Origin of the sequence: Pseudaeromonas paramecii, from assembly GCF_039540575.1 — a bacterium.
Lineage (GTDB): Bacteria > Pseudomonadota > Gammaproteobacteria > Enterobacterales > Aeromonadaceae > Pseudaeromonas > Pseudaeromonas paramecii.
Genome location: NZ_BAABFC010000009.1, coordinates 16,623 through 29,190, shown reverse-complemented (window position 1 = coordinate 29,190; position 12,568 = coordinate 16,623). Strand labels below are relative to the sequence as shown.

Sequence of the window (12,568 nt, the reverse complement as noted above, 5' to 3'; positions counted from 1 at the left end):
GATCAGGCCTCCTTGGCAGTGAGATAGGCCAAGCTCTGGGTCAGCAGCCGGGCCCCTTCCGTGGTCATGATGGATTCGGGATGGAACTGGTAGCCCAGCACCTTGTCGGCACGATGCAGCACCGCCATGGGCATGTCGCGGTAGTGGGCGATTACCTCCAGCTCGGCCGGCACATAGGTGGCCACCAGGGAGTGATAGCGTGCCACCGGCAGGGGTTGGCTCAGCCCGGTGAACATCAGGTTGCCGATGTGGTCGATGAGGGAGCTCTTGCCGTGGATGATCTCACCGGCGGAGCCCACGGTACCGCCGTAGTATTCGCAGATGGCCTGGTGCCCCAGGCAGATCCCCAGGATGGGCACCTTGCCCCGGCACAGGCCGATGAGCTCTATCATGCAGCCGGCTTCATGGGGGGCGCCGGGGCCGGGGGAGAGCACCAGCACCGCATCCTCACAGGCGCTGATTTGCTCGAAGATCGCCTGGGCGGACAGGCTGTTGCGATAGATGCGCACCGGGTGGCCCAGGGCGCGGAACTGATCCACCAGGTTGTAGGTGAATGAGTCAAAGTTATCCAGCAAAAACAGTGTATTAGCCATGGTTTGCCTCCAGACTTTCCAGCAGGGACGTCAGGGTCTGCCCGTGGGCCAGGGCGATGGCGTTCAGGACGGCGGCGGCCTTGTTGCGGGTCTCGTCCGCCTCGGCCTGAGGCTTGGAGTCAAACACTACGCCGGCGCCGGCCTGCACGTAGGCGCGGCCCTCCTTGACGAAGGCGGAACGGATCACGATGCAGGTGTCCATATCCCCCTGGCCGTTGAGGTAACCCACGGCGCCGCCGTAGCTGCCACGACGCTTGCCTTCCACCTCGCGGATGAGCTCGGAGGCGCGGATCTTGGGGGCGCCGGTCAGGGTGCCCATGTTCATGCACGCCTGGTAGGCATGCAGGGCGTCGAGATCGGCGCGCAGGGTGCCTACCACCCGGGAGACCAGGTGCATCACATGGCTGTAGCGGTCGACCTTGAGCAGATCCTTGACATGGCGGGTGCCGGGCTCGCTGATGCGGGCTATGTCGTTGCGGGCCAGGTCCACCAGCATAAGGTGCTCGGCGGTCTCCTTGGCATCCTGACGCAGATCCAGCTCCAGCCGACCGTCCAAGTCCAGGTTGATGCTGCCGTCCGGGTTGATGCCCCGACGGCGGGTGCCGGCGATGGGGTACATCTCCACCTGACGGTTGGCATGGTCGAACTTCACCGAACTCTCGGGGGAGGCGCCAAACAGGGTGAAGGCCTCATCGTTCATGTAGAACATGTAAGGGCTGGGATTGGTGCGCTTGAGCTGACGATAGGCCAGCAGTGGTGCCGGGCAGGGCAGGCTGAAGCAGCGTGACGGCACCACCTGGAAGATGTCGCCCTTGCGGATGTTGCCTTTGAGGCGCTCCACATCGGCGCAATACTGCTTGTCGCTCTTGTCCACCTGCAGGCCGCCTGAGAGCGCGGGTGCCAGGGGCAGGGCGGGAGCCACGAAGTGATCGCACTGGGCCTTGAGGTCGTCAAGCCGGGCGGTGAGACGGGCCGCTTCGGCAGTGTCACCAAACACCAGGGCGCGCAGATCGGTGCGACCTTGCAGGTGATCGATGTGGATCAGGGTTTCGGCCAGGTAGAAGCAAAAATCCGGGCAGTCGTTCTGCGGCGCCGCCACCTCGGGCAGCTGCTCGTAGCTGGCGATGAGGTCATAGGCGAACAGGCCACCTAAAAACAGCGCTTCGTCCTGGGCCAGCAGCAGGCGCAAGCTGTCCAGTACCGACAAGGCCTTCAGGCGGCTGTCTTCATCTTGGTTGGCGTCGATGGCCGGGAAGACCATCTCCAGCGCATCCCCTTGCGGCTGACGACTGACGTCGGCCGGCAAGGCCTGGGCCAGGAAGGCCAGCACGGCCAGACCGTTGGCATTGGTGGCCTGGGCCGTCACCCGGTTGCCGTAACAGGTGAGGCGCACGCAGGCATCGATGAGCAGCAGGCTCTGGGTGCCGGCCTTGGAGTCGATCTCGGCGGACTCCAGCAGCAGGCTGTTGTCAAAGGGTTGGGTGAGGTGACTGAACAGGGCCAGGGGATCGGCCACGTAGGCGGCCTGGCGCACCGCCAGCTGACGGACGAGGCGGTTCATGACTGCGCCTCCGGTGTGGCCGCATGGCCGGGGTGAACAGATACAGACATATCGAAATTCCTTCTCACTGACGATGACAGGCCACCTTGGGCGGCATCAGGGGTCACGGCTGTGACCGGCGTTGGAGCGGCATGCCGCCATCGCCATGTCTGCTTGTGGTGTTGTGCTATCATCTCGTCCCTGTTTGTGCAGATAATAAAAAAGCCCGCTGCTTGCAGCGGGCTTTCTTTGGGTAGTCTGTTTGCTTAACTTTGGATGCTTACGCAGCAAGAGCCCCACGCCCGCTTAACTGGGAGTGTGCCACCACCAACCGGTACGACGGGTCAGCTTGCTTGCCATGAGAGAAACATCCTTATGCGTTAAAGTGGTAACAGTTAAACGATAACGGCCTGACCTTGTCAAGCCTCTTTTGAGCAGGAAACGCCATGCGCCTCGATCTCCACAGTCACTCCACCGCCTCCGATGGTCACCTCAGCCCCGAGGCCCTGATGCTGCGGGCGACCGAACAGCAGGTGGATGTGCTGGCCCTCACCGACCACGATACGGTGGCCGGCCTCGATGAGGCCCATGGGGCCATTGCCCGCCATGGCCTGGCCCTGACGCTGATCGACGGCATCGAGATCTCCTGCAGCTGGGAGAATCACGAGATCCACGTGGTGGGGCTGGCATTGGATCGCCACCATCCGGCACTCCTGGCCTTATGCCAGCGGCAGGCCGAGTCCCGGGAGTGGCGGGCGCGGGAGCTGGATCGCAAGCTGGCCAAGCTGCATATCGAAGGCACCTATGAGGCGGCCCGCGCCCTGGCGGGTAGCGGCAGCCTGACCCGGGCCCACTTTGCCCGTCATCTGGTGGCCCAGGGGGTGTGCAAAACCATGCAGAAGGCGTTCGACGTCTATCTGGGGCGGCGGGGCAAGGCCTATGTGCGTCCGCAGTGGGTCAGCCTGGCCGAGGCTTGCCAGGTGATCCACCAGGCCGGCGGCCAGGCTGTACTTGCCCACCCCACGGGGTATAATCTCACCGCCAAATGGATCAAGCGTCTGCTGGCCGACTTTGTCACGGCCGGCGGAGACGCCATGGAAGTGAGCATGGCCCAGCAAAGCCCCCAGGAGCGGGCTAATCTGGGTCAGTGGAGCCGGGAGTTTGGCCTGTTGGCCTCGGTCGGCTCGGACTTTCACTACCCCACCCCTTGGCTGGAGCTGGGCAAACAGCTCTGGCTTCCCAAGGAGGCGACCCCGGTGTGGGATCGCTTTCTCGACGCGAGTGCGTCCAATGCATTCCGGGAGGAATCATGAGTCAATATTTTACCCTTCACCCTGAAAACCCCCAGCCGCGTCTCATCAACCAGGCCGTTGCCTTGTTGCGGGACGGCGGTGTGCTGGTCTATCCCACGGACTCCGGTTATGCCCTGGGCTGCCAGGTGGGCGACAAGTCCGCCATGGAGCGGATCTGTCGCATCCGGCAACTGGGGCAGGACCATAACTTCACCCTGTTGTGCAAGGATCTGGCCGAGATCTCCCATTTTGCGCGGGTGGACAACCAGGCCTTTCGCCTGATCAAGAACAACACCCCCGGGCCTTACACCTTCATCTTCAAGGCCACCAAGGAAGTGCCCCGCCGGGTGCTCAACGAGAAGAAGAAGACCATAGGCCTGCGGGTGCCGGGGGACAGGATCACCCTGGCCCTGCTGGAGGCGCTGGGGGAACCCATGATGTCCACCTCCCTGATACTGCCGGGGGCCGAGATCACCGAATCCGACCCCGAGGCGATTCGGGACCACCTGGGCAAGCTGGTGGATCTCATCATCGATGGTGGCAACCTGGGCGAGCAGCCCACCACTGTCGTGGACTTCTCCGAGGAGACCCCTGTGGTGGTCCGTCGGGGCGCCGGCGACCCCAGCCGTTTCGAATAATTCTGGCCCGAGGCCACCTCTGACCGGGGGCCTAGCCCCCCTTTGGAAACAAGATCATGAGCGAAAAATTGCAAAAAGTGCTGGCGCGGGCCGGCGTAGGTTCCCGTCGCGAGATGGAGACCATCATCAGTGCCGGCCGGGTGAGTGTCGACGGCAAGGTGGCTGTGCTGGGCGACCGTGTCGGGCCGGGTGCCGTGATCCGGGTGGATGGACACACGGTGAATACCAAGGCTGCCGAGGAGCAGATCTGCCGGGTGCTGGCCTATCACAAGCCCGAAGGCGAGATGTGTACCCGGCACGACCCGGAAGGGCGTCCTACCGTGTTTGACCGCCTGCCCATCCTCAAGGAGGGGCGCTGGATTGCCGTCGGCCGCCTGGACGTCAACACCTCGGGTCTGTTGTTGTTCACCACAGACGGTGAGCTGGCCAACCGCCTGATGCACCCGCGCCACGAGGTGGAGCGGGAATACGCCGTGCGGGTGTTCGGTGAGGTCAACGAAGCCATGCTGCAACGGTTGCGCCGCGGTGTGCAGCTTGAAGACGGCGAAGGCAAGTTCGACAAGATTGGCCGCGCCGGTGGTGAAGGCATGAACCAGTGGTTCAATGTCACCCTGTGCGAGGGGCGTAACCGGGAGGTGCGTCGCCTGTGGGAGAGCCAGGAGGTGCAGGTGAGCCGTCTGATGCGGATCCGCTACGGCGATATCCAGCTGGATAAGAACGTCCCCCGCGGTGGCTGGAAGGAGCTGGGTCTGGAAGAGGTGAACTACCTGCGCAAGCTGGTGGGCCTGTTGGCCGAAACCGAGACCAAGGTGGCGGTGGACGATCGCAAGGCGCAGTTCAAGCAGAAGGCCCAGATCCGCCGGGCGGTGCGTAAGCACCAGGAGCAGCAGCACGGTGACAACCGTCAGGCCCATGTGGAGCGTCGCGCCCCCAGCGAGAAGCCTCAGCAACCGGCCAAGGCCCGCCCGGCCAAGCCGCGGGTTGGCAGCCCGGTGGCCCCCAAGGCGCCATTGCGTGCCGGTAAGGCCGGCGGTCGCGGACGGTAAGGAGCGGCGGCGATGAGCAAGCAAACCAAGGCCGTGGTGGTATTCAGTGGCGGCCAGGACAGTACCACCTGTCTCATCCAGGCGCTGAACCGCTACGACGAGGTGCATGCCCTGACCTTCGACTACGGCCAACGGCATGCCAACGAGATAGAGGTGGCGCGACAGATTGCCCAGGAGCTGGGGGTGACGGCGCACAAGGTGATGGATGTCTCCTTGCTGGGTGAGTTGGCCGCCTCGGCCCTGACCCGGGCGTCGATCCCGGTCAGTAGCCAGCTGCAGGACAATGGCTTGCCCAACACCTTCGTGCCCGGGCGCAACATCGTCTTTCTCACCCTGGCCGGGATCTATGCCTATCAGGTGGGGGCCGAGGTGATCATCACCGGGGTTTGTGAGACCGACTTCTCCGGCTACCCGGACTGTCGCAACGACTTCGTGCAGGCCCTCAATCGCGCCCTGGTGCTGGGGATGGAGCGACCGCTGACGATCCTCACCCCCTTGATGTGGCTGGACAAGGCCCAGACCTGGGCCCTGGCGGATCGCTACGGTCGCCTGGAGTATGTGCGTCACCAGACCCTGACCTGCTACAACGGTGTGGTGGGGGAGGGCTGTGGCGAATGCCCAGCCTGTCAGCTGCGGGCCAAGGGGCTGGCGGCCTATCTGGCGCATCCGGCCGCGGTGATGGCCAGTCTGGAGGCCAAGCTGGCCCAGTCATCACCCATAGCTCAAGGATGAGGTAATCGCTTGATGTCAGGGATGATGACCACGGATCCATTGCTCTACTGGGGCATGCTCTGCCTGTTGCTGCTGGAGGGGCGCACCTGGCTGGCCTCCCGCCGTGAGCTGCAAGCTGGGGCCTGCGTCTGGGCGGGTCATCGCCGTCGCCGCTTTGTGGCCCTGGGATTGGCCATGGGCGGCGCCTGGCGCCTGCTCTTCTTGTTGCCGCTGGCCCCCTGCTTGCTGGTGGCGGGCGAAGCCCAATCCCTGGCGGTACGTCCCTGGCTGGCCTGGCTGGCGGGTGGCTATCTGCTGCTGCGCGGGGTCAACGGCTTGTTGCGGCCCGATGAGACTACCGAGTCCGCAGCACCGGACGGTGTGGATTTTCGCCGCGGTCTTTGGCAAGCCGGGCTGTGCAGTCTACTGTTTGCCGCCCAGAGTGCGGCGCTTGCCATCGGCCTGTTGCGCTCCCCCTGGCCCATCTTGCTGATCTGGGCGCTGGTGCCCCTGCTGTTCTGGCGGCTGCCCATCGATCGCTGGCGCTGGCTGGAGGATCATCGTCTGTTACGGCTGGCCCAGGCCCTGTTGCTGCTGGTGGGGGTGACCCTGCTGGCCGAAGGGCTGGGTACCCAGCTGCCGCTGGTTATCCTCTACTGGTTGATCACCCTGGTGATGCTGGCCGCCTGGCTGTTGTGGCGGTTTCGCTATGGCGCCTTGACAGCCGCGCCGACCCAGCCCGCCTCTGCCGAGGAGGCCATGCCGCTGCCGCCCCTGGAGCGGGAGGCCCAGTCCATGCTGGCACGGGTCAGTCAGCTGTCGGATCTGCCCATCCGGGCCATCATGTCGGTGCGCCACGATGTGGAGATGCTGGACTTGAGTGAACCACTTGAGTCGATTCATGCCCAACTGGCGCGCACCCCCCATTCCCGCCTGGTGGTGATCCGGGAGGGCAACAAGGATGCGCCGCTGGGGATCTTGCGCAAGCGGGATGTGCTGGCGCGCCTGCTGCAAGAGGAGCCTTTGGCCCTGGAGTCCCTGGTCAACCCCCACCCCCTGTGTTTGCCGGAAACCCTCAGCGTGCTGGGCGCCCTGGATCAGTTTCGCCAGGCCCGCAGCCACATGGCCTTCGTGCTGGATGAGTTCGGCAACTTCGAGGGCCTCATCACCATACGTGACGTGCTGGAGGAGATTGCCGGCAAACTGCCGGAGCCGGGAGAGGAGGAGCAGGATCTGGTGCGCATGGGACCGGGTAGCTATCGGGTCAGCGGGGATTACCTGCTGCAGGAATTGCAGCGGCAGATCGGCTTCCCGGCGCCTCCCACCAGTCATTACCACACACTGGCGGGTTGGTTGTTGGAGCAGTTGCAACGTCTGCCCCGTCAGGGAGAGGAGTTGGTGGTGGATGGCTGGCAGATCACGGTACTGACGCTGAATGCGCACCGTATTGAAACCCTGTGGTTACGGCGGCAAGATAGCTAGTCGAAAAGAATTGGAGTGGCCCCGCATGCGGGGCCTTGTTGTGTCTGGCTGCACCTAGGAGTGGTCATGGAGCAATCGCAAATGGGGGGCCGGGTCCGGCGGCTCTTGTCTTTGGCAGATGAACAGGCTTGGCTAAGAGGCTGGCTCTGCCTGCTGTTGGCGGGTCTGCTGACGGTACAAAACCCCCTGTGGTACGGCATGGCGCCGGCCTTTGATGCCTCCTTGTTTGCCGTCATGGGCAAGATGTGGTCCGAGGGCGCCGTACTCTATCGCGACATGCTGGATATCAAGGGCCCCATGATCTTTGCCCTGGATGCTCTGGGCTACCGATTGGGCGGGTTTGCCGGCATGGCAGCCTTTGAAACCCTGCTGCTGACCCTGGGACTATTCAGTGCCTATGGTGGTCTGCGTCGTCTGGGTTGTTCCGTATCGGCCTGCTGGCTGGCGCTGCTGGCGACCCTGGCGCTGTGCGGCTTGCGCTACTACTACGGCAACATGACCGAGGAGTGGAGCCTGGCACTGGCGTTGCTGGCCTTCGGCGGTTTTGCCAGTCAGCTGCAGACCGGGCGCTTTGTGCTGGCCCAGGCCTGGCTGCCGGCCCTGACCATGGGGCTGGTGTTCATGATGCGTCCCAACAACGCCGTGTTGTGGGCGGCCTGGTATGCCGGGCTGGCCTGTCTCTGGTTGGCTCAGGGGCAGTGGCGCCAGGTGGTTTGGCTGGCGCTCAGTGCCCTAGCGGGCCTGCTGCTGGTGGCCCTGCCCTTGTTGGCCTACTTCTGGCGGCAGGGGGTCTGGGACAACTTCGTTTTCTATGCCTATGGCGTCTTCTTTGGTCACAGCTATGGCTCGGGTTTTTCCCTGGCGGTGGGGCTGGTGGGCCTGTTGCGTACCGGCTGGCTGTTGCTGCTGCCTTGGGTGCTCTGGGGGCTGTTTAGCCAGGGGCTTGGCGAGCAGCTTAGGCTGAGGTCCGGTCTGCTCTGGGTGCTGCTGTGGGGGGGCTTGGCGGGTCTGGTGGCCAATTCGGTGTCCGGTCATGTGTATGATCATTATGACGAGCTGATACTGCCCCTGTTGCCCTTGAGCCTGGCTTTGCTGCTTCACTGGGCGGGGCAGGGGTGGCGCTGGGCCTGGCCTGTGCTGCTGGGCTGGGGGTTGTTCTTGCTCATTCCCCATACCCTGTTTGACTGGACCCGGTTTGAGTGGCCGCTTGACAAGGTGGCGCTACAGATGGGGGTGGCCCTTGGGGCGGGGGGATTGCTGATCCTGGCCGGCTGGCGCTTTCTCCCTCAAAGAGGGCTTAGTGCTCAGGCGTTGACCCTGGGGATGAGTGCGGTCCTGCTGGTCAGCCTAACCGCTTACTCGCTCTACCTGGCTGGTACCGCCGGGCGGCCCTTCAATGCGCAGACCTGGCAACAGGTGCAGCAGATCCGTGCCGAGTCGAGTCCAGACGATACCCTCTGGGTGGAGGGGACGCTGCCGCAGTTTTATGTCTGGAGCGATCGGGCCGCCGCGACCCCTTACCTGTTTTTTGACAACGTCAGCCCGGGCTATGACGTGAAGGCTGCCGTGCTGGCCGCGCTGCAGGCCAAGCCGCCGCGCTTTATCCTGGTGCGGGGTAAGAAGTTGGCGCGCTTCCGGGCCGATCCGGCCGCCTATTCCGTCTCCCAGCGGGCGTTATTGACCCATATAGTGACGGCCTATGACGAGGTGCAACCCGGTCTGTTCCGCCGCCGTGGTTAGTGTCCGAAAATAAAAAAGGCGCCGCGAGGGCGCCTTTTTTATCGTGATCCACCTAGAGCTGCGGGCCGGTAAAGATGCCGAACTTGTCCATGGCAAACTGGATCCGCTCCTCTACACTCATGCTGACCTTGCCCAGCTTGGTGACGGCGCGCAGCCGTGGCAACAGGCCGGCGGCGTTGGCGATCTGGATGGAGAGCCCTGGACGGGCATTGAGCTCCAGCAGCATGGGGCCGCGTTTCTTGTCCAGCACCATGTCGGTGCCCAGATAACCCAGACCGGACATCTCGTAGCAGCTGGAGGCCAGGGTCAGCAGCTTGTGCCAATGGGGCACCTGCAGCTCGAACAGATCCTTCTGGGTATCCGGATGGTAGCGCAGCGGCTCGTTGTACTGCACCGCCCGCAGGGCGCGGCCGGTACGCAGACAGATGCCGACCCCCACGGCCCCCTGGTGCAGGTTGGCCTTGCCATCGGAGGAGGAGGTGGACAGCCGCATCATGGCCATCACGGGGAAGCCCTTGAACACTATGACCCGGGTATCCGGCACCCCTTCAAAGGAGTAGCCGTCAAAGACATCATCGAAGTTGATGAGATCCTCGACCATCACCAAGTCCGGCTTGCCCCCCAGGGAGAAGAGCCCGGCCAGGATATTGGAGACATGCCGCTCCAGATCCGCCTGATTGCAGGCCTGGCCGTTGGGTTTGTAGTACAGGCCGTTCTCGTGGCTCAGGATCACCAGTATCCCCTTGCCACCGGAGCCTCGGGCCGGCTTGATGCAGAAGCCCGGCCAATCCTGAACCATCTTGGTGATCCGCCCCACCTCATGCTGGAAGCTGATGGTGCCGATGAGCTTGGGCACAGTAACCCCGGCATCGATGGCGATGCGCTTGGTCTTGAGCTTGTTGTCCACCAGCGGATAGAGGGATCTGGGGTTATAGCGCCCTATGTAATTGATGTTGCGCTGGTTCATCCCCATGATGCCGAGGCTGGCCAGCTTGAATGGCGAGGTATAGCGATTCCAGAATGCCATCTTATTTCTTCAGCTCGTCCACCAGGGGTTTGAAACGCTTCAGCTCGGACAGCCGATAACCTGTGTAGTTACCCATCAGCAGCACGGTTGCCATCAGCACCAGCTGCAGGCCGAGGAAGTTGAAGGTCAGGTGCTGGATGAGGCCGTTGTCCATGGCCAAGTAAGCCAGCACGGCCACCAGCAAGGAGCCGCCACCTTGCTTGACCACCTCCTTGGGACCTTCTTCTTCCCACAGAATGGACATCCGCTCTATGGTCCAGGAGAGGATGATCATGGGGAAGAAGGTGATCTTCATGCCCTGGGTCAGCCCCAGCTTGTAGGTGAGGAAGGAGAGGACACCTATGATGCCGATCACCGTGATGATCACCGCCGAGATCCGCGCCACCAGCAAGAGGTTGAGTCGCGATAGGTAGGAACGGATGACGAGACCCACCCCGACGATAGACAGGAAGCCCAACAGACCGACGGTCAGATTGGTCTGGATAAAGGCCACGGCGATCAGCACCGGCATGAAGGTGCCGGAGGTCTTGAGGCCGACAATGATCCGCAGGAACACCACCACCATGACCCCGATGGGCAGCAGCAGTATGCCCTTGAACAGGGCCTGCTCTTCCAGGGGCAGGGCATCCACCGACAGGTTCAGCAGCTCGGTATTCTGGAACTTGGCCGACAGGGCGCGAGCCACGGAGACCTGCTTCTTGATGATGGAGAAGGTGACGCGGGAGTTGCTGCCACCCGTGACATCCAGCAGGGGCACCGACTGGTATTCCCACATCAGCAGCGGATTGGCACTGCTGGGCTTAGGCTCCACGCTGAACAGCCGGTACTGGCTGCCATCGGCGGAGAACACCTGTACATAGTTGGTCAGACTCTGGCGGCGACGGCCGTCCTCCAGGCTGATGGCGCGCACCACCCGGGCCGGTACATTGCTCATGCCCAGCAGGTCCACCACCAGCTCGGCGGGGGTCTTGTGCTCCTTGAGCAGCTCGACGTTCAGTTGCTTGTCCTGCAGCTGGCGCAGTATGGCCTGGGTCAGACTGAAGGGATCCGCCGATTCGGCCTTGGCTTCATCCAGCAGCTGGCGCATGGCGGTCTCTACCGCCTCCTTGAACAGGGGCTTGACCACCTCCGGCGGCGTCAGCATCACCTTGGCGTAAGGATCGCTCAGCATGTCGGCGCGGAAATAGAGCTCCTGATGACCATGGGCTTCGCGGATGGTCCAGATGGCGCGATTGGCGTTGTCCTTGCTGCCAAAGGTCAGGCCATAGCCCGGACTGGCGGCAGCCTGATCGATCAGGGTGTAGCCGTTCTGGGTCGAGGGAATGGCCAGGGAGGCGGTGGCCGGGCCACCGTCAGCGTCAAACTCGACCTTGGCCTCCAGGGACCAGACGTCTCTGAGTTCACCGGGTAGCCAAGGCACCTCGAAGGCGATATGGCGATAGAGCATGAGGGCAATGCCGAGCACGTACAGGACGATGACGGCGATGTAAAACGGGCGGCGAGAAACCATGGGAAAAGGACCTGTTCCTGCTCTGAATTAGGATTGGCTAGCGGCGGAGGCCGGCTTGCTCTCGGGTTTGGCATCCGCCGGTTTCACCTCGGCCTTGGCCGGCGCCTCGACCGCCGGAGCGGCTTCTGAGACTACGGGGGTGACCTTGGTGGCCGGTGTCGGCTTGGGCGTCTCGGCCTTGCGTGACTTGGCAGTCACCTCGGCGGCACCATCGGCCTCGGGCTTGGGTTGCACAAATTCCCGCGCCACATCCACCACCGCCACGTCCTTGATCAGCTCACGGCCCAGCAGCAAGGAGAAGTCCATCTGGGAGCGGTCTTTCAAGTTGAACTCGGCCTGTTCCTTGAGGCTGCCCAACTGGATGGAGAGGCGCACGGAGGGGCGGCGATCGTAGTGGTCGGAGGAAGACTGGCGAATGCGCACGTAGCGCACGAAGGGGGCTTCCATGTCGATGCTGCCACCTTCATCCAGCGGCATCTTGAACTTGACCCAGCGGTGACCATCGCGCTCGAACACCTGGATGTCGGTGGCGCTGATGGAGGAGGTCGCGGCCCCGGTATCCACCCGGCTTTGGAAGGTGCCGTGGGCTTCGGCCACGTAGACCCACTCTGACTCACCCAGGATCAGCTTGCCATCCGGGGTGCTGAGGCCAGGTTCACTGAACTTGACGGGGCTTTGTTGGCTGACAAGAGGACGGGACATGCTTTTCACCATCTGGTTGAGGGTCTGTTGCTGACTCAGCAGGCTGCCGATCAGCACCTCGTTATCCTTTTGCTGCGCCAGCAGACGATCCAGCTGGGCTTGGGTGCTGGCCTGCTGCTGTAGCTGTTGCTGTTGTCCTTGGGTCATCTGGCTGCCCAGCTGTTGCTCGCTGCGCTTGATGTCGGCTTTAACCTCATTCACTGCCTGATTGGTGAGGTTGGCACAGCCGGTGAGAGAAAGTGTAACGAGCAGGGTTGAGGCAGTCAGGAGTGAGCTGTTCATAGAGT

11 protein-coding genes are annotated in these 12,568 nt (G+C 63.1%); 6 read left to right on the top strand and 5 right to left on the bottom strand.

All coding sequences use genetic code 11. The features are described from left to right. Positions 1–2: 2 nt before the first annotated feature. Together ABD847_RS05560 and ABD847_RS05555 are read right to left on the bottom strand one after the other, a co-directional pair. Positions 3–593 carry an aminodeoxychorismate/anthranilate synthase component II gene (locus ABD847_RS05560; protein ID WP_345010853.1) on the bottom strand — a complete coding sequence of 197 codons (591 nt, stop codon included), beginning with the start codon at positions 591–593 and terminating at the stop codon, positions 3–5. Then, positions 586–2,154, bottom strand: a complete 1,569-nt coding sequence (locus ABD847_RS05555; RefSeq protein ID WP_345010851.1) for an anthranilate synthase component 1 — start codon at positions 2,152–2,154, stop codon at positions 586–588. The genes ABD847_RS05560 and ABD847_RS05555 overlap by 8 nt, the downstream gene beginning before the upstream one ends. A gap of 425 nt (positions 2,155–2,579) precedes the next feature. Here ABD847_RS05555 and rnm point away from each other — a divergent pair, with 425 nt between their 5' ends. From rnm to ABD847_RS05525, 6 genes are all read left to right on the top strand, one after another. Then, positions 2,580–3,446, top strand: a complete 867-nt coding sequence (gene rnm / locus ABD847_RS05550) for an RNase RNM (RefSeq protein ID WP_345010849.1) — start codon at positions 2,580–2,582, stop codon at positions 3,444–3,446. Continuing rightward, positions 3,443–4,063: an L-threonylcarbamoyladenylate synthase gene (locus tag ABD847_RS05545; protein ID WP_345010848.1), complete on the top strand. Its 621-nt coding sequence runs from the start codon at positions 3,443–3,445 to the stop codon at positions 4,061–4,063. Before rnm ends, ABD847_RS05545 begins: the two co-directional genes overlap by 4 nt. A gap of 56 nt (positions 4,064–4,119) precedes the next feature. Next, entirely contained in the window at positions 4,120–5,109 is a 990-nt protein-coding gene (gene rluB / locus ABD847_RS05540) for a 23S rRNA pseudouridine(2605) synthase RluB (protein WP_345010846.1), read from the top strand. 12 nt (positions 5,110–5,121) lie between these two features. Continuing rightward, on the top strand, positions 5,122–5,841 hold the full coding sequence (gene queC, locus ABD847_RS05535; RefSeq protein WP_345010844.1) for a 7-cyano-7-deazaguanine synthase QueC: 720 nt from the start codon (positions 5,122–5,124) through the stop codon (positions 5,839–5,841). A 12-nt stretch (positions 5,842–5,853) separates the two neighbouring features. Beyond that, positions 5,854–7,302 carry a hemolysin family protein gene (locus tag ABD847_RS05530; protein ID WP_345010842.1) on the top strand — a complete coding sequence of 483 codons (1,449 nt, stop codon included), beginning with the start codon at positions 5,854–5,856 and terminating at the stop codon, positions 7,300–7,302. 66 nt (positions 7,303–7,368) lie between these two features. After that, entirely contained in the window at positions 7,369–9,042 is a 1,674-nt protein-coding gene (locus ABD847_RS05525; RefSeq protein ID WP_345010841.1) for a hypothetical protein, read from the top strand. 52 nt (positions 9,043–9,094) lie between these two features. Here the strand turns inward: ABD847_RS05525 and ABD847_RS05520 are convergent, their stop codons facing one another. Genes ABD847_RS05520 through ABD847_RS05510 form a run of 3 tightly spaced genes read right to left on the bottom strand, consistent with a single transcriptional unit; the run spans position 9,095 to position 12,563 of the window. Continuing rightward, positions 9,095–10,069, bottom strand: coding sequence for an alpha-L-glutamate ligase-like protein (locus ABD847_RS05520; protein ID WP_345010839.1), 975 nt, complete (start codon positions 10,067–10,069; stop codon positions 9,095–9,097). Between the two features lies 1 nt (position 10,070). Beyond that, on the bottom strand, positions 10,071–11,579 hold the full coding sequence (locus tag ABD847_RS05515; protein WP_345010837.1) for an inactive transglutaminase family protein: 1,509 nt from the start codon (positions 11,577–11,579) through the stop codon (positions 10,071–10,073). Between the two features lie 27 nt (positions 11,580–11,606). Beyond that, positions 11,607–12,563, bottom strand: coding sequence for an ATP-dependent zinc protease family protein (locus tag ABD847_RS05510; protein ID WP_345010835.1), 957 nt, complete (start codon positions 12,561–12,563; stop codon positions 11,607–11,609). Between the last annotated feature and the right edge of the window lie 5 nt (positions 12,564–12,568).